This window comes from Roseovarius sp. MBR-6 (assembly GCF_040547525.1).
Lineage (GTDB): Bacteria > Pseudomonadota > Alphaproteobacteria > Rhodobacterales > Rhodobacteraceae > Roseovarius.
The window spans coordinates 24395-47660 of the sequence record NZ_JBEPPW010000020.1; the positions used below are offsets into that span (position 1 = coordinate 24395).

At 64.7% G+C, this 23266-nt stretch carries 19 protein-coding genes and 1 tRNA gene; 11 read left to right on the forward strand and 9 right to left on the reverse strand.

The window, feature by feature from the left end:
- Window positions 1-25: 25 nt before the first annotated feature.
- Genes ABIE57_RS17680 through ABIE57_RS17695 form a run of 4 tightly spaced genes read right to left on the reverse strand, consistent with a single transcriptional unit; the run spans window position 26 to window position 2660 of the window.
- Window positions 26-982, reverse strand: coding sequence for a 2-hydroxyacid dehydrogenase (locus ABIE57_RS17680; protein WP_354540352.1), 957 nt, complete (start codon window positions 980-982; stop codon window positions 26-28).
- A complete protein-coding gene (locus ABIE57_RS17685) occupies window positions 979-1317 on the reverse strand; it encodes a tRNA-binding protein (RefSeq protein ID WP_354540353.1) in 339 nt (112 codons plus the stop codon). Before ABIE57_RS17685 ends, ABIE57_RS17680 begins: the two co-directional genes overlap by 4 nt.
- Window positions 1310-2125, reverse strand: coding sequence for a pyrroline-5-carboxylate reductase (gene proC / locus ABIE57_RS17690; RefSeq protein ID WP_354540355.1), 816 nt, complete (start codon window positions 2123-2125; stop codon window positions 1310-1312). The genes ABIE57_RS17685 and proC overlap by 8 nt, the downstream gene beginning before the upstream one ends.
- Before the next feature lie 34 nt (window positions 2126-2159).
- Window positions 2160-2660: a type III secretion system chaperone family protein gene (locus ABIE57_RS17695; protein ID WP_354540356.1), complete on the reverse strand. Its 501-nt coding sequence runs from the start codon at window positions 2658-2660 to the stop codon at window positions 2160-2162.
- Window positions 2661-2901: 241 nt separating this feature from the next.
- Here ABIE57_RS17695 and ttcA point away from each other — a divergent pair, with 241 nt between their 5' ends.
- The 4 genes from ttcA to yihA all read left to right on the forward strand — a co-directional run bounded on the left by ttcA (window position 2902) and on the right by yihA (window position 7180).
- The gene (gene ttcA / locus ABIE57_RS17700) at window positions 2902-3771 is read left to right on the forward strand and encodes a tRNA 2-thiocytidine(32) synthetase TtcA (RefSeq protein WP_354540357.1); all 870 of its coding nucleotides are present in this window, start codon (window positions 2902-2904) and stop codon (window positions 3769-3771) included.
- A gap of 52 nt (window positions 3772-3823) precedes the next feature.
- Window positions 3824-4546 carry a hypothetical protein gene (locus ABIE57_RS17705; RefSeq protein WP_354540359.1) on the forward strand — a complete coding sequence of 241 codons (723 nt, stop codon included), beginning with the start codon at window positions 3824-3826 and terminating at the stop codon, window positions 4544-4546.
- Window positions 4547-4661: 115 nt separating this feature from the next.
- Window positions 4662-6494 carry a membrane protein insertase YidC gene (yidC, locus tag ABIE57_RS17710; protein ID WP_354540360.1) on the forward strand — a complete coding sequence of 611 codons (1833 nt, stop codon included), beginning with the start codon at window positions 4662-4664 and terminating at the stop codon, window positions 6492-6494.
- Between the two features lie 35 nt (window positions 6495-6529).
- On the forward strand, window positions 6530-7180 hold the full coding sequence (yihA, locus tag ABIE57_RS17715) for a ribosome biogenesis GTP-binding protein YihA/YsxC (RefSeq protein ID WP_354540361.1): 651 nt from the start codon (window positions 6530-6532) through the stop codon (window positions 7178-7180).
- 8 nt (window positions 7181-7188) lie between these two features.
- Here yihA and ABIE57_RS17720 read toward each other — a convergent pair whose 3' ends face one another.
- Window positions 7189-7845, reverse strand: a complete 657-nt coding sequence (locus ABIE57_RS17720) for a GntR family transcriptional regulator (protein ID WP_354540362.1) — start codon at window positions 7843-7845, stop codon at window positions 7189-7191.
- 141 nt (window positions 7846-7986) lie between these two features.
- Between ABIE57_RS17720 and dctP the strand changes: the two genes are divergently transcribed.
- The 5 genes from dctP to ABIE57_RS17745 all read left to right on the forward strand — a co-directional run bounded on the left by dctP (window position 7987) and on the right by ABIE57_RS17745 (window position 13675).
- Complete coding sequence (gene dctP / locus ABIE57_RS17725; protein ID WP_354540375.1) at window positions 7987-8970, forward strand: TRAP transporter substrate-binding protein DctP; 984 nt, start codon at window positions 7987-7989, stop codon at window positions 8968-8970.
- Window positions 8971-9042: 72 nt separating this feature from the next.
- Entirely contained in the window at window positions 9043-9591 is a 549-nt protein-coding gene (locus ABIE57_RS17730) for a TRAP transporter small permease (protein ID WP_354540363.1), read from the forward strand.
- The gene (locus ABIE57_RS17735) at window positions 9591-10907 is read left to right on the forward strand and encodes a TRAP transporter large permease (RefSeq protein WP_354540364.1); all 1317 of its coding nucleotides are present in this window, start codon (window positions 9591-9593) and stop codon (window positions 10905-10907) included. The genes ABIE57_RS17730 and ABIE57_RS17735 overlap by 1 nt, the downstream gene beginning before the upstream one ends.
- Window positions 10904-12145 (forward strand): malonyl-CoA decarboxylase, encoded by a 1242-nt coding sequence (locus ABIE57_RS17740; protein WP_354540365.1) that lies wholly within the window; start codon window positions 10904-10906, stop codon window positions 12143-12145. Before ABIE57_RS17735 ends, ABIE57_RS17740 begins: the two co-directional genes overlap by 4 nt.
- 12 nt (window positions 12146-12157) lie before the next feature.
- Window positions 12158-13675, forward strand: a complete 1518-nt coding sequence (locus tag ABIE57_RS17745; protein WP_354540366.1) for a malonate--CoA ligase — start codon at window positions 12158-12160, stop codon at window positions 13673-13675.
- A 50-nt stretch (window positions 13676-13725) separates the two neighbouring features.
- Here the strand turns inward: ABIE57_RS17745 and gltB are convergent, their stop codons facing one another.
- Entirely contained in the window at window positions 13726-18258 is a 4533-nt protein-coding gene (gltB, locus tag ABIE57_RS17750) for a glutamate synthase large subunit (RefSeq protein ID WP_354540367.1), read from the reverse strand.
- An 85-nt stretch (window positions 18259-18343) separates the two neighbouring features.
- Window positions 18344-19777 (reverse strand): NAD(P)-dependent oxidoreductase, encoded by a 1434-nt coding sequence (locus ABIE57_RS17755; protein ID WP_354540368.1) that lies wholly within the window; start codon window positions 19775-19777, stop codon window positions 18344-18346.
- Window positions 19778-19994: 217 nt separating this feature from the next.
- Between ABIE57_RS17755 and ABIE57_RS17760 the strand changes: the two genes are divergently transcribed.
- The gene (locus ABIE57_RS17760; RefSeq protein ID WP_354540369.1) at window positions 19995-20798 is read left to right on the forward strand and encodes an undecaprenyl-diphosphate phosphatase; all 804 of its coding nucleotides are present in this window, start codon (window positions 19995-19997) and stop codon (window positions 20796-20798) included.
- 3 nt (window positions 20799-20801) lie between these two features.
- On the opposite strand, the gene ABIE57_RS17765 is transcribed toward ABIE57_RS17760, so the two are convergent.
- Window positions 20802-21782 (reverse strand): complex I NDUFA9 subunit family protein, encoded by a 981-nt coding sequence (locus tag ABIE57_RS17765; RefSeq protein WP_354540370.1) that lies wholly within the window; start codon window positions 21780-21782, stop codon window positions 20802-20804.
- 144 nt (window positions 21783-21926) lie between these two features.
- On the opposite strand from ABIE57_RS17765, the gene ABIE57_RS17770 reads away from it, so the two are divergent.
- A tRNA-Leu gene (locus ABIE57_RS17770) sits at window positions 21927-22012 on the forward strand.
- Window positions 22013-22164: 152 nt separating this feature from the next.
- On the opposite strand, the gene ABIE57_RS17775 is transcribed toward ABIE57_RS17770, so the two are convergent.
- Window positions 22165-22686: a hypothetical protein gene (locus tag ABIE57_RS17775; RefSeq protein ID WP_354540371.1), complete on the reverse strand. Its 522-nt coding sequence runs from the start codon at window positions 22684-22686 to the stop codon at window positions 22165-22167.
- Window positions 22687-23266 lie beyond the last annotated feature (580 nt).

Here is a 23266-nt window from a genome sequence, read left to right on the forward strand (position 1 = left end):
CCCCGCTTCACTGTTCCGAAAATACTCATCCCACCGGGTTCGGCAGCGCCTCACCCGCGAAGAAGGCGCGCAGGTTCTCCACCGCCATCAGCCCCATCGCCTCGCGCACCTCCAGCGCGGCGGTGCCCAGATGCGGCAGCAGCGTGACAGTCTCCAGCGCCCGCAGCGCCTCGGGGACCTCCGGTTCGCGCTCGTAGACGTCAAGCCCCGCCCCGGCGATCCTGCCCTGCCCAAGCGCCTCGATCAACGCGGCCTCGTCCACCACGTCGCCCCGCGCGATGTTGACCAGATGCGCCGTGGGGCGCATGGCGGCCAACACCTCGGACCCGATGATGTTGCGCGTCTCGGTGCCGCCAGGCACGGCGACCACGAGGAAATCAACCGCCCCCGCCAGTGCCGTCAGGCTCTCGACCTGCCGCGCCGGAAGATCGACCGCCTTGGGGGAGCGGTTGTAATAAAGCACCTCCATCCCGAACCCATGATGGCAGCGCCGCGCAATTGCCTGCCCGATCCGCCCCATGCCGACGATGCCCACCGTCTTGCCGGTCATGTGCAGCCCCAGCATCTGCGTCGGATTCCAGCCGGTCCAGCGCCCTGCGCGCACCAGCCGCTCGCCCTCGCCCGCGCGCCGCGCGCTCATCAGCATCAGCATCAGCGCGATATCGGCCGTCGCGTCGGTCACGGCCCCCGGCGTGTTGGTCACGGCAATGCCCACCGCGCGTGCCGCCGCCACGTTGATATGGTTATAGCCCACCCCGAAATTGGCGAGGATGCGGCAACGGCTGCCCTCTGCCTCGGCAAAGATGTCGGCCGTGAACATATCGCCCAGCGTCGGCATGATCCCGTCATAAAGCGCCAGCGCGCCCTTCATCTGGCCCGGCTTCAGCGGCGTGTTCTCCTCGCGCATCTCGACCTCGAAGAACGCGCGCGCGGTCTCGGTGACGCGCTGCGGCATCGGCCTCGTGATAAGGATCCTTTTCAATGGAGCCTCCCGCCCAGGGGCACATCGAGGTCAGGTCCGATCAGGACGATCCCGCCCGCCGCGTCGCTCACCCCCAGAACCAGCACCTCGGAAAGAAACTTGCCGATCTGCCGGGGCGGGAAATTCACCACCGCCAGCACCTGTCGGCCAATCAGCCCCTCGGGCGTGTAATGCGCGGTGATCTGTGCGCTTGATTTCTTCTCGCCGATCCCGGGGCCGAAATCGATCCAGAGCTTGATCGCGGGCTTGCGGGCCTCGGGATAAGGCTCTGCCCGGATCACCCGGCCCGCGCGGATATCCACCTTGAGGAAATCGTCGAAGGTGATCTCAGCCATCGCGCAACTCCCGTGAGCGGGCCGTCGCCGCCGCCACCGTGCGCGCCATCAGCGGCGGCAGGCCCGTGGCCTCATCCATCAGCACGCCAAGCCCCGCCTGCGTGGTGCCATTCGGGCTTGTGACATTCTCGCGCAGTTGTGCGGGCATCTCGTCTGCGGCTTCGGCCAGCGCGCCGGCCCCCGCCACCGTGGCGCGGGCCAGTTGCATGGCCAGCGCAGGAGCCAGACCTTCGGCCTCCCCCGCCCGCGCCATGCATTCGATCATGTGAAACACATAGGCGGGGCCGGACCCCGACAGGCCGGTGACCGCGTCCATATGATCCTCGCTCTCCAGCCGGACCACCTGCCCCACGGCCCGCAAGAGCGCCTCCGCCTGATCGAGATGCGCGGGTGTGGCATGGGCATTGCCGACAATCGCGGAGATGCCGCGCCCCACGGCGGCGGGCGTGTTGGGCATGGCGCGCACCACCGGCGTGGCCGCCCCCAGCATTGCCTCGTAGGTGGCAATGGACGTGCCCGCCGCGACCGAAACAAAGAGCGTCGCGCCGTTGCCGTAGCCTTTGAGCGTGGGCAGGGCCGCACCCATCATCTGCGGTTTGACCGCGACGATCACGATGGCCGGGCTTTCGGGCAACTCGGCATTGATTGCCACGCCTGTGCCGCGCAGCCAGTCCGACGGGTGCGGGTCGATCACATGCACCGCCTCCGGGGCCAGCCCGCCCTCGAGCCAGCCACGCAGCATCGCGCCGCCCATCTTGCCGCAGCCCAGAAGGACCAGACCGCGCGCGGCCACCTCTGTCATCGCCATGTTCGCCCCCCGCTTTTCGCTTGCGGGGGCAGGTTTACGCGCGCCCGTAGGCCTCTGCAATGGCGACCTGCATCGCATCGCGCGGAGATTTGCCACCCCAGATCGCAAGCTGGAACGCCGGGTAATACCGCTCCGATGCCGTCAACGCCGCACCGAGGGCGGTGTCGATCTGCTCGGGACTCGGCCCCTGTGTTCCCGACATCACAAGCCCATAGCGCCATACCATCAACTTCTGCTCTGCCCACCAGGTGAAGGCCCCGCTCCAGCACTGATCGTTGACCGCGTTGAGCATCTCGTAGAGAACGGCCAGGCGGTCCTCGGGCGGCTCCATCTCATAGGTGCAGACCAGCCGCAGGGTCTCGTCATGGCCCGACCAGGCGAGCGTGATCGCATAGGTGCGCCACTGGCCCTCGATCGCCATGGCGATCTGATCGTCGCCGATACGGTCGAACTCCCAGTCATGGTGCTCGGCGATGTGTTCGACGATGTCGATGGGGTGCAGATCGTCGCTGAGATAATGCTCGGAAAGTGCCATGGCGCCGCCTCATTTGCTATAGCGCGTGGGGGCCTTCGCACCCCAACCGCTAGGTGCCTGCTCTACGGGCGACCGTCGTCATGACCGCCCATACAATATATGGTGATGGGTGGCGTGCGAGGTGTAAAGCAATTTGTTGGGGGTGCCACCAGATTGTTGTGGGTAAGTGACCCATGACCCCAAGATAAGCCCCATTGCCCCCCCTCTTGCCCGAGGGCGCGAAAGTCCCTAAAGCGCGCGCATGTCAGAGGTCGAGGTCGAGATTCATCCGCTTTTTCACGGAGCTCCCACGGGCACCGAGTTCCGCAAGCTGCGCAAGCGGATCGTGCGCAACGTGCGCGAGGCGGTCGAGCAATACGGCATGATCGAACCGGGCGCGCGCTGGCTGGTCTGCCTCTCCGGCGGCAAGGACAGCTACACCCTCCTTGCCGTGCTCTACGAGCTGAAATGGCGCGGACTTCTGCCCGTGGATCTGCTCGCCTGCAATCTCGATCAGGGTCAGCCCGGTTTTCCGGCCACGGTGCTGCCCGCGTTTCTCGACCGCATGGGCGTGCCGCACCGGATCGAGTATCAGGACACCTATTCCGTGGTCATGGACAAGGTCCCGCAGGGGCGCACCTATTGCGCCCTGTGTTCGCGGCTACGGCGCGGCCATCTCTACCGGATCGCCCGCGAGGAAGGTTGCTCGGCGGTGGTGCTCGGCCATCACCGCGACGATATCCTCGAGACCTTCTTCATGAACCTCTTTCACGGCGGGCGGCTGGCGACGATGCCCCCCAAGCTCGTGAACGAAGAGGGGGATCTCTTTGTCTACAGGCCGCTCGCGCATGTGGCCGAGGCCGATTGCGCGCGGTTTGCGCGGGCGATGGCCTATCCGATCATTCCCTGCGATCTCTGCGGCTCGCAGGATGGGTTGCAGCGTCAGCAGGTGAAACAGATCCTTGATGGCTGGGAGGCGCGCAGCCCCGGCCGGCGGCAGGTGATGTTCCGCGCGCTGATGAACGCGCGCCCGTCGCATCTGCTTGACCCGAAACTCTTCGATTTCGCGGGGCTGACCCGCGAAAAGGTCAAATCCGAGACAGTTTCCGAAGCGCAGCCAACGCTTCGTTAACCCTCGGGGCCCAGAATGGTCTCCGTCAGAATCGGAGAACGGAATGCGTCCTGTGACAAGCCCCCTGAAGGACCGGCTCAACGCCGTGTCAGAGGCGCTGCGCGGGCCGCAACTCCTTGTTTTCGCTCTGGCTTTCGTGCTCGCGGTGATCTGGTTCGGCGCGCAGGTGATGTGGCTTGCACTGCCGTTCGCACTGATCGCAACCCTGCCGCGACAGGGGACCGGCGCGACAACGGGACATGAACCGGCACCGGGACAACTGGCCGATATGGCCCTCGCCATCGAACGGCACCTTGCGCGCGCGCGCGACGATGCGCAGACAGCCCCGTGCCTGTTTCTCGGCATCGACGGGTTTGCCGCCATCCACGTGCGGCACGGCCCGCAGATGCAGACGCGGCTCGTGACAACCTGCCTCGATCATCTCGCCCGTGCCCTGCGCCCGGAGGATCGGCTTTTTGACCTCGGCCAGGGGCGTTTCGGCGTGCTGCTTGCAGCGGACAGGTCGCTCACCGGTGCCGCCATCCGACAGATCGCGCATCGGCTCGAACTCGCGGCACGCGCCGCGACCTCGGCCATGCTTGCCTCCGATGCGCTCGGCATATCCTCGGCAGTCGAGATGATCCAGCCCCGTGCCCGCCCCGTCACGCCCGTGACACTCAGCAACACGCTGGCAACCCTCGGACGGGACGCGCGCCTGCCGCCATCGCAAACCTTGCGTCCAGCCCCCCCCCTGCTGGCAGCGCGCGCGCGTCCGCGAGACGGGCCGAAAGCGTGATGCGGCGCGACGAATCCCCGCCGCCCCCCCCTGTCAATCCCGGAAACCGCTTGACCTTTGGAGCCGCACTCTGTTGAACGCCCGGTGACACTGCAATGACGGACGGTTCCGGACCATGGATCAACAGAACAAGAACCTCATTCTCGCGACGGCACTCAGCTTTCTCGTGATCCTGCTGTGGTTCGTCTTGTTCCCACCGCCCGAACCGGCACCCACCGATCCCAATGCGCCCCTGGCGCAGGACAGTCTCACGCCCCCCGCCCCCACCGCGGCGCCGGGCGCAACCGACGTGGCGGGCGCAAGCGATGTCGCAGCCGAGACAACCGCCGAAACGCCCCGCCTCGAGATCGACACGGCCCGCCTGTCCGGCTCGGTCTCGCTTCTGGGGGGCCGGGTCGACGATCTCGTGCTCAAGGACTATCGGGAAACGATCGACCCCGACTCCGATACCGTTCACCTGCTCAATCCCATAGGTGCGATCACGCCCTATTACGCGCTTCACGGCTGGGCTCCCGGCGCGGGTCTCTCGCCCGATGAGGTCCCCGGTGCCAACACGCTCTGGGCGGTCGAGAGCGGCACCGCGCTGACCACCCAAAGCCCGGTCACGCTGGTTTGGGACAATGGCGCGGGTCTGATTTTCCGCCGCGAAATCAGCATAGACGCCGATTACATGTTCTCCGTGCGCCAGTCGGTCGAGAACCGGGGCACGGCCACGGTCAGCCTCGCGCCCTATGGCATCATCGCCCGCCACGGCCGCCCTGCGGATCTCAAGAATTTCTTCATCCTCCACGAGGGGGTGGTCGGCATGTTCGATGGCACGCTCAAGGAGCTGAGCTACAAGGACATCGAGAAACTCGATTTCAACGCGCGCGAGGGCGCGCCCGCCGAGGTCGAACAGGTCACCGATCGCGGCTGGCTCGGCTTTACCGATCACTACTGGATGACGACGCTCATCCCCGATCCCGGCACGCCCTTCAAGGCCGTGACCAAGTTCGACCCGCAGCGCGGCATCTTCCAGACAGAGACCGTGCAGGCCACCCTCAGCCTTGCGCCCGGCACCACCGTCACCGCCTCGAGCCGCCTCTTCGCCGGGGCCAAGGAATGGGCCACCATCCGCCGCTACCAGAACGAGGAAAACGTCGACCGGTTCCTCGATTCGATCGACTGGGGCTGGTTCTTCTTCCTGACCAAACCGATCTTCGCGGCGCTGCACTGGTTCAACCAGATCATCGGCAACATGGGCTGGGCGATCATCGCGCTCACCCTCGCCATCAAGGCGCTGGTGCTGCCGCTGGCCTACAAATCCTACGTCTCCATGGCCAAGATGAAGGAACTCCAGCCGCAGATGGAGAAGATCAAGGAGATCGCCGGCGACGACCGCCAGAAGCTGCAACAGGAAATGATGGCGCTCTACAAGAAGGAAAAGGTCAATCCGGCCGCGGGCTGTCTTCCGATCCTGTTGCAAATCCCGATCTTCTTTTCCCTCTACAAGGTGATCTTCGTCACGCTGGAATTGCGCCATGCACCCTGGATCGGCTGGATCAGGGACCTTTCCGCGCCCGATCCGTCGTCGCTCTTCAACCTCTGGGGCGTATTCCCCTGGGCCGCGCCCGAACCGGGATCCGTTCTCGCGCTGATCTTCATCGGCATCCTGCCGCTCGGCCTCGGTATTTCGATGTGGCTGCAACAAAAGCTCAACCCGTCGCCGACAGATCCCACGCAAAAGATGATCTTTGCCTGGATGCCCTGGGTGTTCATGTTCATGCTCGGCAGCTTCGCCAGCGGCCTCGTGATCTACTGGATCGCCAACAACATGATCACCTTCTCGCAGCAATATGCGATCATGCGCAGCCATGGGCACAAGCCAGACGTGTTCGGCAACATCCGGTCGAGCTTCAAACGCGGCGACAAGCCCGCGCCCGCGACAAAACCCGAGAAAAGGAAGTGACGCGGCCCGCCCGCGTCCTTGCCAGGTAAGCCGCCATGAAACTCGCCTTTCCCGTGGCCGAGACGCCCGACGATGCCACCGCGGAGGCGGGTCGCAAGCTCTTTGCCGGCCCGGTCGATTTCCTGAAGGGCGTGGTGGCCATGTCCGGGATGCCACCCGCCGACCGCGCCGAGGTCTGCTTTGCGGGCCGCTCCAATGTGGGCAAATCCAGCCTGATCAACGCGCTCACCGGGCGCAAGGCGCTTGCGCGCGCCTCCAACACGCCTGGCCGCACGCAGGAGATCAACTTCTTCACCCTGGGCGAGAGCCATTACCTCGTCGATCTGCCCGGCTATGGCTTTGCCAATGCGCCGGTGGCGGTCGTGGCGAAATGGCAGGCCCTGCTCAAGGCCTATCTCTCGGGCCGCCCAAGCCTGCGCCGCGCTTTCGTGCTGGTGGATTCGCGGCACGGTATCAAGCCGGTGGATGAGGAAATCATGGCACTTCTGGATCGCGCCGCCGTGCCCTTTCAATGCGTCATGACCAAGACCGACAAGATCAACGCCGCCACGCTCGACACGGTGCTGACGCAGGTGCGCGCACGCCTCGCCCCCCATCCTGCGGCCTATCCCGAAATCATCCTGACCTCCTCGGAAAAGAACGAGGGGCTGGCCACGCTGCGCGCCACCATCGCGGCGCTCGGTTGAGCGCAGCGCTATTCCGCCGCGCGGCGCAGGCCTGACATCAGGCGGTGGAACTTCTCGCCCTGAATGGCCACATGCCCGCGCAAAACCTCGGCGGCACGGTCGGACGCGCCCGCGCGCAGGGCAGCCACAACAGCCTCGTGTTCGGCCATGGATTGCGCCATGCGCCCGCGCACCCGCAATTGCATCCGCCGGAACGGCTTGAGCCGCCGATGCAGGCGCAACGCCTCCTGCTCCAGAAAGGTATTGCCCGCCTCGCGGTAGATGGCGTGATGAAACCGCTCGTTCTCACGGTAATAGGCGTCCGTATCGCCCGCCTCGATCGCCGCCGTGCAAAGCGCGTTCGCGTTTTCCAGTTCGGCCAGCGCGTTCTCGGATATGCGCAGCGCGGCAAGACGGCCGCAGACCCCTTCGATCTCGGCCATGGTCTCGAACATTTCCAGAAGTTCGACCGGCCCGGGCTGACGGATGAACACGCCCCGGCGCGGGATCTGCTCGGCCAGCCCCGAGGCCACAAGCCGCCCGAGCGCCTCGCGGATCGGGGTGCGCGAAACGTTGAATTGTTGGGCCAGCCGGGTCTCGTCCAGCCGATCGCCGTCGCTGAAGCCTCCGGTAAAGATCATCTCTTCCAGACTATCGGCAATGCTGTCGGCGCGACGTTGAGACATGAAACAACGCTATGCGCGAATTTCTTGGTGCGCAAGATTGAAATTATTGTATACAAAATTCTTGACTCTGAATGCATCCTGCCAAAGACTGCCCCAATCTCCCCGGCCATGAGAGAGCCGGGGCAGACATGGGAGGACAACATGAAATTCACCGGACTCGCGGCAGCCGCCGCCAGCGCCCTTTTGCTGGGCACCACCGCCAACGCCACGGACCTGCGCCTGTCGCATCAATGGTCCAATCAGGACATCCGGCACCGGGTCGCGCAGATCGTCGCCGATGAGGTTGCCGCCGCCGGGGTCGATCTCGACATCAAGATTTTCGGCTCACAATCGCTCTTCAAGGCGCGCGAGCAATACACGCCCCTCAGCCGGGGACAGCTCGACATGACGGTGCTGCCGCTCAGCTACGCGGGCGGCCAGCAACCGGCCTACAACCTCACCCTCATGCCCGGCCTCGTGAAGAACCACGACCACGCCGCGCGCCTGTCGGACAGCCCGTTCATGGAGGCGCTCGAGGCCAAGATGGCCGAGGATGACGTGATGGTGCTGGTGCACGGCTACCTTGCCGGTGGCTTTGCCGCCAAGGACAAGTGCATCCGTCGGCCCGAGGATGTGCAGGGGATGCAGACCCGCGCGGCAGGCAAGGCGTTCGAGCAGATGCTGGCCGGTGCCGGTGCCTCCATCGCCTCGATGGCAAGCTCGGAGGTCTACAACGCCATGCAGACCGGCGTTCTCGACGCGGTCAACACCTCGTCCTCGTCCTTCGTGTCGTTCCGCATCTACGAGCAGGTGAAATGCTACACGCCTGCGGGCGACGTGGCGTTGTGGTTCATGTATCAGCCGCTCCTGATGAACAAATCCACCTTCGACGGGCTGAGCGAGGCTCAGCAATCCGCGCTTCTGGCGGCGGCGGAAAAGGCCGAGGCCTTCTATCTTGAAGAGGCCAAGAAGGAAGACGCGGCCTCGGTCGAGGTGTTCCGCGAGGCCGGTGTCGAGATCGCCGAGATGAGCCAGGACGATTTCGCCGCCTGGCTGGCGCTGGCCAAGGAAACCTCGTTCAAGGAATTCGTGGCAAGCGTGCCCGACGGGCAGGCGCTGCTTGACATGGCGCTCGCTGTCGAGTGATCCGCCACGGGCCGCCGCCCCATCGGACGGCGGCCCCCTTTCCCAGCCCTGACAACGTGATGAGGTCCGACCATGGCCGGCCAAAGCCCGGGTGCCGTCGCGCGCACCGGTAGACATCCCTTCCTGCGCGCGATCGCCGCGCTCTCCACCCTCGCGGGCTGGATATCCGCGGCGATGATCGTGGCGGCGGTGCTGATCACCTGCCAGATGATCTGGATCCGCTTCGTGCTCAACGGCGCGACCATCTGGCAGACCGAGGCCGTGGTCTACCTGATGATCGCGGCGACGCTTCTGGGTCTGCCTTATGTGCAGCGCCTGCGCGGCCATGTGAACGTGGATCTCATCCCGATGGCACTCCCGCGCGGGGCGCGCAAGGTGCTGGCGGTGGTCACGCTGTCGCTCTCGATCCTCGTGATCGCGGTGATGCTCTGGTATGGCGCGGAATTCTGGCACCTTGCCTGGTCGCGCGGCTGGAGGTCGGACACGGTCTGGGCCATCAAGCTCTGGATCCCCTATCTTTCGCTGCCCCTCGGCCTCGCGCTCTTTCTGCTGCAACTCGTGGCGGACCTGATCGCCGTTCTGCTCGATATCGACAAGCCCTTTGGACTGGAGGACGCCTGATGGACCCGCTTCTGCTTGGCCTCATCGTGGCTGTTGCCACCATCGTGGTGCTCTTTTCCGGCGTGTCGGTCGCGGTCGGGCTGCTGATCGTCTCGGGCGGGTTCCTGATCGTGTTCGACGGGATGCGCTCGCTTGAGCTCATGCCCGAGATCATGTTCGGCAAGCTGGACAATTTCGCGCTGCTGTCGATCCCGATGTTCATCATCATGGGGGCCTCCATCGCCTCCACCCGGGCGGGTGCCGATCTTTACGAGGCGCTGGAGCGGTGGCTGACGCGCGTGCCGGGCGGCCTCGTTATCTCGAACCTCGGAGCCTGCGCGCTTTTTTCGGCCATGTCCGGCTCTTCACCTGCCACCTGTGCCGCCATCGGCAAGATGGGCATCCCCGAGATGCGCAAGCGCGGCTATCCTGATTCCGTTGCCGCAGGCTCCATCGCGGCGGGCGGCACGCTCGGCATTCTCATCCCGCCCTCGGTCACGATGATCGTCTACGGCATCGCCACAGAGACCTCGATCGGGCGGCTGTTCCTGGCCGGCGTCCTTCCGGGGCTGCTGCTGGTCGCGCTCTTCATGGCCTGGTCGCTCTATCAGACCTGGCGTTCGGGCGATGTGAACCTCTTGCGCGCGACACCCTATACCTGGGCGCAGAAATTCGAGATCCTGCCCCGCGTCCTGCCCTTTCTCGCCATCATCCTCGGCGTGCTCTATGCCATGTATGGCGGTATCGCCACACCGTCCGAGACGGCGGCCGTCGGTGCCCTGCTGTGCATGCTGATCGCCATGATCATCTACCGGCTGTGGTCGCCCGCAGCCCTTTGGGTGGTGCTGCGCGATTCGACCCGCGAAAGCGTGATGATCCTCTTCATCATCGCGGCGGCGGGGGTGTTTTCCTACATGCTCTCGTCGCTCTTCATCACCCAGTCCATCGCCGAGTGGATCGGCACGCTGGACGTGAACCGCTGGGTGCTGATGGCGGCGATCAACGTCTTTCTGCTGATCGCGGGCTTCTTTTTGCCGCCCGTCGCGGTGATCCTGATGGCAGCACCGATCCTGTTGCCGATCATCACCACCGCCGGGTTCGATCCGATCTGGTTCGCCGTGGTGCTGACCATCAACATGGAAATCGGCCTCATTTCGCCGCCCGTGGGCCTCAACCTCTACGTGATCAACGGCATTGCGCCCGACATCAAGCTCAAGACGATCCTCTACGGCTCCTTGCCCTATGTCGGTTGCATGGTGCTGGCGATCATCCTCTTGTGCCTATTTCCGGGGATTGCCACATTGCTGCCCGATGCGGTCATGGGGGCGGCGCAATGAGCGTGCTGGCCGATCTCCTGTCGACGGTGTTCGAGCGGCGCTATTTCAGCTCCGGCGCGCCCGACCCGCGCAACCGCTCGCTCGAGACGCTGGCGCGCGATCTGCTGGGCAGTTCAGGAGAGGTCTCGGGCATGGTGCTTGCGCGGCATATGCTGGAGCGGTTCGCGGGCCTTGACGACAGCGCGAAGGCGCAGTTCTTCGGCTTTCTCGCCCGCGATCTGAGCTTTGATGCCGAGGCCGTGCGCGAGACGCTGGCGGCGTTCGAGGCTGATCCGTCGCGCGCGCGCTATGCCGCCTTCATCGCCGCCGCCGAGCCGCCCCGGCAGGAGCTTGCCCGCCGTCTCAACCAGGTGCCGGGGGCCACGGGGCAGCTTGTGGCGATGCGCGCGGACCTGCTGCGGCTGATGCGCGACGATCCCGGCCTTGGCGTGGTCGATCTTGACCTCAAGCACCTGTTCTATTCGTGGTTCAATCGCGGCTTTCTGGTGCTGCGCCCGATCAACTGGTCCTCTCCCGCCGCTGTGCTGGAAAAGATCATCGCCTACGAGGCCGTCCATGCCATCGACAGCTGGGACGATCTGCGCCGCCGCCTTGCCCCGCAGGACCGGCGCTGTTTCGCCTTCTTTCACCCGGCCATGCCCGACGAGCCGCTGATCTTTGTCGAGGTGGCGTTGACGCGCGGTATTCCCGGCGCAATCCATGACGTTCTGTCCGAAGAGCGCGAGGCCATCCCCGCGACAGGGGCCGATACCGCCGTTTTCTACTCGATTTCCAACTGTCAGGCGGGGCTGGCGGGGATTTCCTTCGGTAATTCACTGATCAAGCAGGTGGTGGCCGATCTGGCGCAGGACCTGCCCGATCTGAAAACCTTCGTGACGCTCTCGCCCATCCCTGGCCTCACCCGCTGGCTCTCGGACACCGGGCGCGCGCTTCCCGACGAGCCGCAGGCAAGGCGGGCCGTCGCGGCGCACTATCTGCTTGCGGCCAAGCGCGCGGATGGCACGCCCGTCGATCCGGTGGCGCGGTTCCATCTCGGCAACGGAGCCTCGGTCCATGCCGTCCATGCCGGTGCCGACCTTTCGCCCAACGGGGAACGGCAATCGGGCGGCGTGATGGTGAATTACCTTTACGATCTCGCGCAGATTTCGCAGAACCACGAACGCTTTGCCGGGACGGGGCGCATTGCCGCCTCCTCGGGGGTCCGATCCCTCGCCGCGAGCGCCGACAAGACCGAGTGAAGGATCATCGCCATGGCCAACCCCCTTTATGACCGCCTGTTCGGGCACCACGCGGGCAACACCGCGCCGTTCCTGCACCTGCAAGACGGGGGCACGCTCAGCTATGACGCCTTTCTGCGATTGGCCGCGCGCTATGCACACGCCTTTCGCGCGGCGGGGCTGACCCCCGGCGACCGGATCGCGGTGCAGGTCGAGAAATCGCCGCAGGCGCTCGCGGTCTATGCCGCCGCCGTGCAGGCAGGCGTCGTGTTCCTGCCGCTCAACACCGCGTATACCGCCGATGAGTTGGGCTATTTCGTTTCCGACAGCGGCGCGAAGCTGCTTCTGTGCGATCCTGCCCGCACCGACGCCTTGCGCGCGGTGGCCGATGCGTCCGGCGCGGCGCTGCTGACGCTCGGGGCCGATGGCGCGGGCACACTCCCCGATGCCGCGCAAACGCAGCCCGAAACAGTCGAGACCACGCCGCGCGGGGCCGATGACCTTGCCGCGTTCCTCTACACCTCGGGCACGACGGGCCGCTCCAAGGGGGCGATGCTCACGCAGACGAACCTTTTGTCCAATGCCGAGGTGTTGGTGGATTACTGGCGTTTCACCGGCGATGACGTGCTGCTGCACGCCTTGCCGATCTTTCACACGCACGGCCTTTTTGTAGCGACGAACGTGATTCTGCTGGCGGGGGCCTCGATGATCTTCCTGCCGAAATTCGACACCGATCAGATGATCGCCAATCTGCCGCGCGCCACCACCATGATGGGCGTGCCCACCTTCTATACCCGCCTGCTCGACGACGCGCGCTTTGACCGCGATCTGGTCGCGCATATGCGGCTCTTCATCTCCGGCTCCGCGCCGCTTCTGGCGGAAACGCATGTGGCGTTCGAGGCGCGCACCGGCCACCGCATTCTCGAACGCTACGGCATGACCGAAACCAACATGAACACCTCCAACCCTTACGCCGGCGAACGGCGCGCGGGCACCGTGGGCTTTCCCCTGCCCGGGGTGGAATTGCGCATCACCGATCCCGACACCGGCGCGGACCAACCCCAAGGCGCGGTCGGCATGATCGAGGTGCGCGGCCCGAACGTGTTCAAGGGCTATTGGAACATGCCCGAAAAGACCGCAGAGGAATTGCGCGAGAACGGCTTTTTCATCACCGGCGATCTGGGGGTGATCGACGCGCGCGGCTATGTCTCGATCGTGGGCCGCGCCAAGGATCTCATCATCTCGGGCGGCTATAACATATACCCGAAGGAAATCGAGTTGCTGCTCGACGATCAGCCTGGCGTGCTCGAAAGCGCGGTGGTGGGCGTGCCGCATCCCGATTTCGGTGAAACGGTGGTGGCGTTCATTGTCCCCGAAAAGGGGGCCGTGCCCGATCTCGACGCCATCGCCGCCGCTGCCGCCGCTTCGCTCGCTCGCTTCAAGCACCCGCGCAGGCTTATCCTGCTCGAGGCGCTGCCGCGCAACACCATGGGCAAGGTGCAGAAAAACGTGCTCCGGGCCGAGTATGCCAACCTCTTCACCACACCGTAAAGGGGGCGGCCCATTGGCCCGCCCCCATCCCTGTCACCCGTGAAGCGGCCTCACTCCGCCGGGATCGCCTTCGGCGTCACCCCGAGCGGATGCGCAAGCTTGTCCAGCATTTCACGCGGGCAAAGCTGCACGAAATGGGGCAATTCGCGGTCCCAATAGCGCAGGATGTCCTGAGCGCGGCGGCTGCCTGTCTCGGACAGGTGCCGCTCGATCAGCCCCTTGAGTTCGGCCTCCCAATGCGCCTCGGCGACCTTGCAGGCAACCAGCGTCTCGCCGTTCACGAGCATCGGCGCGCGGCCCTCGGGATCGTGGACATAGGCCATGCCCCCGGTCATGCCCGCGCCGAAATTGGCCCCGATCTCGCCCAGGATCACCGCCACGCCGCCGGTCATGTATTCGCAGCCGTTGCTGCCGCAGCCCTCGACCACCACGCGCGCGCCGGAATTGCGCACGGCGAACCGCTCGCCCGCGCGCCCGGCGGCAAAGAGATAGCCGTCGGTCGCACCATACAGAACCGTGTTGCCGATGATGGTGTTTTCATGCGCGACAAGCGGGCTTGCCATCGGCGGGCGCACCACGATGGTGGCGCCCGAGAGGCCCTTGCCGACATAGTCGTTGGCATCGCCCGATACCTCGATCTTCAGCCCCGGTGCCGCGAAGGCCCCCAGCGACTGACCGGCGCTGCCGGTCAATTTCACCGTCAGGTGATCGGGTTGCAGGCTGTTGCGCATCCCGAAGCGCCGCACGATATGCGACGACACCCGCGTGCCCACCGAGCGATGCGTGTTCTGCACAGTATAGTGAAGCTGCATCTTCTCGCCATCGTTGAGGAACCGCGCCGCATCGCGCACGATTTCCGCATCAAGCGTGTCGGGCACCTCGTTGCGCGGGCGGGTGCGGTCGAGCCGCTGCCGCCCGACCGCGCCGACGGTGATCAGCATCGGATTGAGGTCGAGATCGTCCAGATGCGCCGAGCCACGGCTGACCTGCGTCAGCAGGTCCGCCCGCCCGATCACCTCGTCGAGCGACCGCGCGCCGATGGAGGCCAGAACCTCCCGCACCTCCTGCGCATAGAAGGTGATGAGGTTGACCACCTTCTCGGCCGTGCCGGTGAATTTCCCGCGCAGCGCTTCGTCCTGCGTGCAGACGCCGACCGGGCAGGTATTCGACTGACACTGCCGCACCATGATGCAGCCCATGGCAATCAGCGCCGCCGTGCCGATGCCGTATTCCTCGGCCCCCATCATCGCCGCCATGACGATGTCGCGGCCCGTGCGAAGGCCCCCATCGGTGCGCAGCGTCACCCGCTCGCGCAGGTTGTTCATGCTCAGCACCTGATGCGCCTCGGTGAGGCCCATCTCCCACGGCAGGCCTGCATATTTGATCGACGTGGCGGGCGAGGCCCCGGTGCCGCCGTTGTGCCCGGAAATCAGGATCACATCGGCCTTGGCCTTGGCCACACCGGCGGCAATCGTGCCCACGCCCGATTGCGCCACCAGCTTCACGCAGACCTTCACCTCTGGATTGATCTGCTTGAGGTCATAGATGAGCTGCGCCAGATCCTCGATGGAATAGATGTCGTGATGCGGCGGCGGGCTGATCAGCGTGACCCCTTCGGTCGAATGCCGCAGCCGCGCGATCAGCTTCGTGACCTTCATCCCCGGCAATTGCCCGCCCTCGCCGGGCTTGGCACCTTGCGCGATCTTGATCTCCAACTCCTCGCAATGGTTGAGGTATTCCGCCGTCACGCCAAACCGACCACTCGCCACCTGCTTGATCTTGGCTGATGGGTTGTCGCCATTCGGCTCGGGCGTGAAATGCGCCGGGTCCTCGCCGCCCTCGCCGCTGTCGCTGCGCGCGCCGATCCGGTTCATCGCCACGTTGAGGGTCTTGTGCGCCTCGGGGCTGAGCGCGCCAAGGCTCATCCCCGGCGTCACGAACCGCTTGCGGATCGCGGTCACGCTCTCGACCTCCTCGATGGGCACCGCCTCGCCCATGGGCTTGATCGCCATCAGGTCGCGCAGATGGATGGGCGGATTGGCTTGCATCGCGGCTGAATACCGCTTCCACAGCGCATAGCTTGCCGTGTTGCAGGCGGTCTGCATCATGTGCATGGTCTGCGCGCCCCAGGCATGGGTCTCGCCCGATTTACGCGCCTTGTAGAAGCCGCCGATCGGCAGGATATCCTGACCGCCGCCAAAGGCGCGGCCATGAACCTCCTCGAGCTTGGCCTGAATCCCCGACACGCCGATGCCCGAAATCCGGCTCGTCAGCCCCGGAAAATACTCGGCACAAAGCGCGCGGCTCAGGCCCACGGCCTCGAAATTGAGGCCGCCGCGATAGGAGGACACCACCGAAATGCCCATCTTGGACATGATCTTGAGAAGGCCCAGATCAATCGCCGCGCGATAGCGCGCCATCGCCTCGGTCAGGCTGCCGTCGATCAGGCCGCGCGCGATGCGGTCGGCCACCGTGTCCTCGGCCAGATAGGCATTGACCGTGGTCGCGCCCGCGCCGATCAGCACGGCGAAATAATGCGGGTCGATACACTCGGCCGCGCGCACATTGAGGCTACAGAAGGTCCGCAACCCCTTGCGCGTCAGGTGGCTGTGCACAGCACTCGTCGCCAGGATCATCGGCATGCCGACGCGGGTCTCCGTCAACCCGTGATCGCTCAGCACGATATTGCCCACGCCCGAGCGCACCGCGTCCTCGGCCTCGGCGCGGATGCGCTCCAGCCCGTCCTGGAGCGCGGTGCCGCCGGGGGCAAAGGTGCAGTCGATCTCGGCCACATCGCCACCGAATTGCCGCAGCAACTCATCCCATTGCGCGTTGGCGACAAACGGGCTTTCCAACGCGATGATCTCGGTCTGTGCGCTGCTCTCGTCCAGCACGTTCTTGAGGTTGCCGAACCGCGTCTTGAGGCTCATCACCCGGAATTCGCGCAAGGAATCAATCGCCGGGTTGGTCACCTGGCTGAAATTCTGCCGGAAATAATGGCTGAGCGGGCGGTATTGCCGCGAGAGAACAGCCGCAGGCGTATCATCGCCCATGCTGGCCACCGCCTCCTTGCCGTCCTCGGCCATTGGGGCAAGGATCTGCTCGATCTCCTCGATCGTGTAGCCCGCCGCGATCTGCCGCCGCCGTAACTCCGCCCCGGTGAAGAGCGGCTTTTCCGTCACGCCCGCCAGCACATCGTCCAATTCGTTGATCTTGCCCACCCAATCCGCATAGGGCTGGGCATGGGCCAGCTTGTCCTTGATTTCCGCGTCGTGATAAAGCTTGCCCTCTTTCGTATCCACCGCCAGCATCTGACCGGGGCCAAGCGCGCCCTTTTCCTTCACCGATGCCTCGTCCACCGGCACCATCCCGGCCTCGGACCCGGCGATCACCAGCCCGTCACCGGTGACGACATAGCGCATCGGGCGCAGCCCGTTGCGATCGAGCCCGGCGCAGACCCAGCGGCCATCGGTCATGGCAAGGGCTGCGGGCCCGTCCCACGGCTCCATCACCGAGTTGCAATAGGAATACATGTCGCGCCATGACTTGGGCAGTTCCTCGGCCTGCTTCGACCACGACTCGGGCACCAGCATGGTCTTGGCCATCGGCGCGTTGCGCCCGGCGCGCACCAGCAACTCGAACACCGCATCGAGCGCGCCGCTGTCCGAGGACCCCTGCGGGATGATCGGCTTGATATCCTCTGCCAGATCGCCGAACGCCCCGCTCGCCATGCGGATCTCGTGGCTTTTCATCCAGTTGACATTGCCCTTGAGGGTGTTGATCTCGCCGTTATGCGCCAGCATCCGGAAGGGTTGCGCCAGCCACCATTGCGGGAAGGTATTGGTGGAATAGCGCTGATGATAGATGGCGAAGTTGCTGACGAACCGCGCGTCCAGAAGATCGGGATAGAACACCGCCACCTGCTCGGCCAGCATCATGCCCTTGTAGATGATGCTGCGGCACGAGAGGCTCGCCATGTAAAGCCCGTTGATCCCGGCCTGCGTCACCGCCTTCTCGATCCGGCGGCGGATCACGTAAAGTTCGCGCTCGAACTCTTCTTCATCCAGCCCCTTGGCATCGGAAATCAGGATCTGCTCGATCTCGGGCCGGGTTGCATTGGCCTTCTCGCCCAGACAGGTGATATCGACCGGCACATGCCGCCAGCCATAGATCGTGTGCCCCATGCGCAGCACTTCGGTTTCCACGATGGTCCGGCAACGTTCCTGCGCGCCGAAATCCGTGCGCGGCAAGAAGACCTGCCCCACCGCGATAAGGCGGCTTTCGTCCGGCTCGTGCCCGGTGCGGCGGATCTGGTCGTAAAAGAACGGAACCGGGATCTGGACATGGATCCCCGCCCCGTCGCCGGTCTTGCCATCGGCATCAACCGCACCCCGGTGCCAGATCGCCTTGAGCGCGTCGATCCCCGCCTGCACCACGCGGCGCGAGGGCGTGCCGTCGATCGACACCACCAGCCCGACCCCGCAGGAGGAATGTTCCTCCTCATGGGCATACATGCCGTTCGCGGCGAGCCAGTCGCGCTTGGCCTCTTCCCTGGCCGCCCAGTCGGAATTGAATGTCGTCATCGGTCTTTCCCTTCCTCAACCCGGTGGGTCAGAATGTCTGTCTTGTTGTCTTGCTGCAGTCTGCCGGAACGACGGCGATTGACCGCTATTCCGCCGCAACCGCCCTGGCGCCATCGAGATCGTCGAGTATGGCCGCCGCCGCGTCGCGCCCGTCGCGGATCGCCCAGACCACGAGGGAGGCGCCGCGCACGATGTCGCCGACCGCATAGACCCCCGGCAGCGCGGTGCGCCCGGTGGTGAACTCGGCCTTGACCGTGCCCCAGCGGGTGACTTCCAATTCCTTTTTGTTCCAGAGGGTCGGCAGGTTTTCGGGCTCAAATCCGAGCGCCTTGATCACCAGATCGGCGGGCGCGTCCTCGATGGCACCCTCGATCGGCTCGGGGCTTTGGCGGCCCGTCGCATCGGGCGCGCCAAGGCGCATTTTCTGCACCTTCACCGCCGTCACCGGATTACCCGCAAAGCCCACAGGCGCGCTCAGCCATTCGAAAACAACGCCTTCTTCCTCGGCATTGGCCACCTCGCGCTGGCTGCCGGGCATGTTCTCGCGGTCCCGACGATAAAGGCAAGTGACCGATTTTGCGCCTTGCCGGATCGCCGTGCGCACGCAATCCATCGCGGTATCGCCGCCGCCGACCACAACCACGCGCTTGCCCGCCGCGTTCAACTCGCCGCTCTCATATTCCGGCACACGGTCGCCAAAGCCCACGCGATTGCTTGCCGTCAGGTAGTCAATCGCCCGCACGATGCCTTGCGACCCCGCCCCCGGCCCGTCCAGTTCGCGGCTCTTGTAGACCCCGGTGGCGATCATGACCGCGTCGTGTTTGTTGCGAATCTCGTCAAAGCCCAGATCCGTGCCCACGTCGCAATTCAGCACGAAGTCCACGCCGCCCTGTTCAAGCTGCTCGATACGGCGCATCACCACGTCCTTTTCCAGCTTGAAGCCGGGGATGCCATAGGTCATGAGCCCGCCCGCGCGGTCATAGCGGTCATAGACCGTGACCTGCACACCGGCCCGCCGCAGCACGTCAGCGGCGGCAAGGCCGCCGGGCCCCGCACCGATGATCCCGACGCTCTCACCCCGCTCTGTTTTGGGGGCGATGGCCTCGACCCAGCCCTCTTCCCAGGCGGTGTCGGTAATGTATTTCTCGACCGCGCCGATGGTGACGGTGCCATGGCCCGACTGCTCGATCACGCAATTCCCCTCGCAGAGGCGGTCCTGCGGGCAGATGCGCCCGCAAATTTCGGGAAACGTATTGGTCAACTGGCTGATTTCATACGCCTCTTTCAGCCGCCCCTCGGCAGTGAGGCGCAGCCAGTCGGGGATGTTGTTATGCAGCGGGCAATGGGTCTGGCAATAGGGCACGCCGCATTGGCTGCACCGGCTGGCCTGTTCCTTGGCCTTGGCGTCGGCAAATTCGGCATAGATCTCGCCGAAATCCTGTCGCCGGTGCTCGGCCTCGCGCTTGGCGGGCATGTCACGCCCGACCGTCACGAATGTCAACATCGCCTGCTTTGCCATGCGGCATCCTCCCGAGTCTGGACAAGTCATTTGTATAGAAGGCTTCGCCACGAATGAAAAGTCATACATACTGACCTGTTTTCATATTTTTTTGCCGTAGTGTGAATTTTTCCTGTCCATCCCCTGATATATAGTTCCGATACGGACATATCTCGGGATTTGCGCTTGCCGACAGATCAGATATACATGCGCGCAAATCCTTGCAGGACGTAAAAAAATGCCAATTTTTCAGATATTTATGGTTGCGGTCCTTCAGGGCATCACCGAATTCCTGCCGATCTCCTCCTCGGGTCATCTGATTCTCCTGCCTGCGCTAACCGGCATGGCGGATCAGGGGCAGGCCATCGACGTGGCTGTGCATGTGGGCACCCTGCTTGCCGTCATGCTGTTCTTTCGTGCCGATGTCGGGCCTGCGCTCGCCGCTTTGCCGCGCCTTTTGACCGGGCGCGTCGACACCCCCGGCGCGCGCCTCGCGCTGCTGTTGATCGTCGCCACGTTGCCGGTGATCCTATTTGGATTGCTGCTCAAGCTCACCGGTCTCAACGACGCGCTGCGCTCGATCACCGTGATCGCCTGGGCGACGATCATCTTCGGCCTCTTGCTGTGGTGGGCGGATCAGCGCGGCCGCAGCGAGAAGACCGCCGAAAACTGGACGATGCGAGAGGCGGTCACGCTTGGCCTCTGGCAGGCCGTGGCGCTCATTCCCGGCACGTCGCGCTCGGGCATCACCATCACCGGCGCGCGGTTTCTGGGCTATGCGCGCCATGACGCCGCGCGCATCTCCATGCTCATGTCGATCCCGACGATCATGGCGAGCGGCGCGCTTCTGGGTCTGGAGGTGGCGATGGACGCCGATACGGCGCTTTTGCGCGACGGGGCGATTGCCGCGCTCTTTGCCTTTGTCGCCGCGCTGCTGGCGCTCAGCCTGATGATGCGGCTGTTGCGCAGCGTCAGCTTCACGCCTTACGTGATCTACCGCATCGGACTTGGGGCCGTTCTGCTCTGGATCGCCTACACGTAAGGCTCAGGCGCGCAGGTTGCGCGCCGATTCGCGGATCGCCTCGAACTGACCCGTCGGGCGGAACCGCCAGAGGTAATCGGGCAACACCGCCTCGGGCGCGACCGGGACGATCCCCAGATCGGCAAAGCCCTTGGCCCCGGCCTGCACCACATTATCCACCCGCAGGCTGCGCACCTGGTCGCGCGTGATCTGCGGCGGCACAAGGCCAAGCGTGACCGTCTGCACCAACTCCATCGCCCCGGCCATGAGCGCGGCAACGCCGAACGGAATGTTCACGATGAGCCGCCGCCGCCGGATCACCCGAAGCATCATCTGCATGAGATCCCGGAACGTCGCCACCTCCGGCCCGCCAAGCTCGTAAATCCCCGGCGCAGCCGCGTCGGTGACACCCATGACCGCCGCCTGTGCCACATCGTCCACATGCACCGGTTGAAACCGCGTGCCCCCGCCCACCACCGGCAGGATCGGACCAAGCCGTGTCATCGCGGCGAAACGGTTGAAGAACTGATCCTCGGCCCCGAAGATCACCGAAGGGCGCAGGATCACCGCCTGCGGCATATGGTCGAGGATACCGGCCTCACCGGCGGCCTTGCTCTGCGCATAGAGACTCTTCGCGCCCGCATCCGCGCCGATGGCCGACAGGTGCACCATTCGCGCCACGCCCTCCTCGGCGGCGATGCGCGCGATGCGCGTCGCGCCCTCGGCCTGCACGGCCTGGAAATTGTTGCGGCCCTTGCGATCAAAGGTGCCGACGCAATTGACCACCGCATCGGCCCCCTGCATCACCGCGCGCACGCTCGCATCGTCGCGGATATTGCAGAACACCGGCTCCACCTGGCCCGGCACGCCGTAGGGTTTGACGTGCATCGCCTCGTTGGGCCGCCGCACCGCGACCCGCACCCGCCAGCCCTTTGCCGCCAGCCGCCGCGCGATGTAGCGACCGACAAAACCCGATCCGCCAAAGATTGTGACAAGCTGGGACATGAGGGCCTCCGATCCGCGATTACATCCTCTTTCCTAGCGCCGACGCTCCGGCGCGACAAGGCGTTAAGCACCCTGCGACAGATCGCGCGAATTCGCCGTTGACACCTGCGCGGGCTGCGTCTAAACGCCAGCGTCACGACACCTGCCCAGGTGGCGGAATGGTAGACGCGCTGGCTTCAGGTGCCAGTGGCCGCAAGGCCGTGGAGGTTCGAGTCCTCTCCTGGGCACCACTCGTCAAGCCTAAAATCCAGAATTTGTTGATTTTCTGAGGTTTTGGCCGGATGATTGGCGAAATTTGCCCCACAAATTGCTCCACACGCGTCCCGCCGACATGAAAGCCGACGAGGGGGGGTCTTCTGTGATGGCGATGGGGGTGGGCTGGTCACACCCGAAATGCGAACTTGATGTCCCGCCCCAGATCGGTGAGCCGCGCAGCGTGCCAGCTCAGCGCCCTGTCGAATTCCGGGCCGTAGTAGGCTCCCTCGATTTCCGCGAGGGGCTCACCAATCACGCAGAGAAGCTCGTCCATGATGGTCTGCAGACGCAGCGTGAGGGTCCGGCCATCTTTGGTCGCTTGGACCTGTTCGGCGATTTCTCGAAGGGCTGCTTGCTCGCCGACATCGGGATCCGCCCGGACCTGACGAAACACGTTGTCGAGGCTTTCGCCGTGGTCATCGAGATAATCGAAAAGGCGATCCAGTACCGTGGATCGGAGAGCAGGGAATGTAGGAACGATGGTAAGCTGGTTCATTTTGGAACCTCTCGCGACCAGCTCGTGGCGAATGCCACGATTGCTTGAACTGGCGCGGTCAGACACCGCCGTGTGAAGGGGCCACGACGGTGCGGGATCGCTGTGCGGGATTGCACGACGCCCCTGTTCGAAGAACCCTCGCGGCAGCAGCATCCACGTATTCAGAGTTCTCGAAAGCTCCGGAAAGGATCGAGATCCTCGCCGGACAAGACGCCATCCTCATCTGGTGACGCGTCTCACCGAGAAGGCGCGTCACCAGATGAGGATGGCGATATTCACTCGTGCGTCTGACCGCTCTACGGAACGCACGTAGCTCGAACTTCCAGCGAGGCCGCTCATCGCCGTCTTGGAACACCTTTGGGGGTTGAGGGAGGGCCTCCTTCGTCGTTTTTGCAGGTAGCCGGCGGCCATGTGATCCTCTCCGGCCCATATGAAAAAGAAAGGGTCCGTTTCACGAGTGAAACGGACCCTGGGGTCAATCAGACTGAGGCGAGATAGAGAGGCGCCGCGAGGAATTTGGCTATGGTTTCGTGAATGCGAAGTTCTGCCTGAGCCAGTCCATGTCCGCATCCTCAAGGATCCGTTCACAGCCCTCGAAGAGCGCAAAATTTAGAACGATCATCGCTGCGCGAAAGTTATGTCAACGGCGGAGACAAAACCGGCCACGTGGCGGTGCAAAAGTAGGCCAGTGGCGGGGCACTAAGCGCCATGGCGCGTGCGCTGCCCAAATAGC

What these genes read in the sequence shown, in the direction of transcription:
- yidC (WP_354540360.1), top strand. Translation starts at nt 4,662, where the DNA reads ATGGATCAACAGAACAAGAACCTCATTCTCGCGACGGCACTCAGCTTT.
- ABIE57_RS17685 (WP_354540353.1), bottom strand. Translation starts at nt 1,317, where the DNA reads ATGGCTGAGATCACCTTCGACGATTTCCTCAAGGTGGATATCCGCGCG.
- ABIE57_RS17745 (WP_354540366.1), top strand. Translation starts at nt 12,158, where the DNA reads ATGGCCAACCCCCTTTATGACCGCCTGTTCGGGCACCACGCGGGCAAC.
- proC (WP_354540355.1), bottom strand. Translation starts at nt 2,125, where the DNA reads ATGGCGATGACAGAGGTGGCCGCGCGCGGTCTGGTCCTTCTGGGCTGC.
- ABIE57_RS17755 (WP_354540368.1), bottom strand. Translation starts at nt 19,777, where the DNA reads ATGGCAAAGCAGGCGATGTTGACATTCGTGACGGTCGGGCGTGACATG.
- ABIE57_RS17730 (WP_354540363.1), top strand. Translation starts at nt 9,043, where the DNA reads ATGGCCGGCCAAAGCCCGGGTGCCGTCGCGCGCACCGGTAGACATCCC.
- ABIE57_RS17765 (WP_354540370.1), bottom strand. Translation starts at nt 21,782, where the DNA reads ATGTCCCAGCTTGTCACAATCTTTGGCGGATCGGGTTTTGTCGGTCGC.
- ABIE57_RS17695 (WP_354540356.1), bottom strand. Translation starts at nt 2,660, where the DNA reads ATGGCACTTTCCGAGCATTATCTCAGCGACGATCTGCACCCCATCGAC.
- ABIE57_RS17740 (WP_354540365.1), top strand. Translation starts at nt 10,904, where the DNA reads ATGAGCGTGCTGGCCGATCTCCTGTCGACGGTGTTCGAGCGGCGCTAT.
- ABIE57_RS17775 (WP_354540371.1), bottom strand. Translation starts at nt 22,686, where the DNA reads ATGCTGCTGCCGCGAGGGTTCTTCGAACAGGGGCGTCGTGCAATCCCG.
- ABIE57_RS17720 (WP_354540362.1), bottom strand. Translation starts at nt 7,845, where the DNA reads ATGTCTCAACGTCGCGCCGACAGCATTGCCGATAGTCTGGAAGAGATG.
- ttcA (WP_354540357.1), top strand. Translation starts at nt 2,902, where the DNA reads ATGTCAGAGGTCGAGGTCGAGATTCATCCGCTTTTTCACGGAGCTCCC.
- ABIE57_RS17760 (WP_354540369.1), top strand. Translation starts at nt 19,995, where the DNA reads ATGCCAATTTTTCAGATATTTATGGTTGCGGTCCTTCAGGGCATCACC.
- ABIE57_RS17735 (WP_354540364.1), top strand. Translation starts at nt 9,591, where the DNA reads ATGGACCCGCTTCTGCTTGGCCTCATCGTGGCTGTTGCCACCATCGTG.
- dctP (WP_354540375.1), top strand. Translation starts at nt 7,987, where the DNA reads ATGAAATTCACCGGACTCGCGGCAGCCGCCGCCAGCGCCCTTTTGCTG.
- yihA (WP_354540361.1), top strand. Translation starts at nt 6,530, where the DNA reads ATGAAACTCGCCTTTCCCGTGGCCGAGACGCCCGACGATGCCACCGCG.
- gltB (WP_354540367.1), bottom strand. Translation starts at nt 18,258, where the DNA reads ATGACGACATTCAATTCCGACTGGGCGGCCAGGGAAGAGGCCAAGCGC.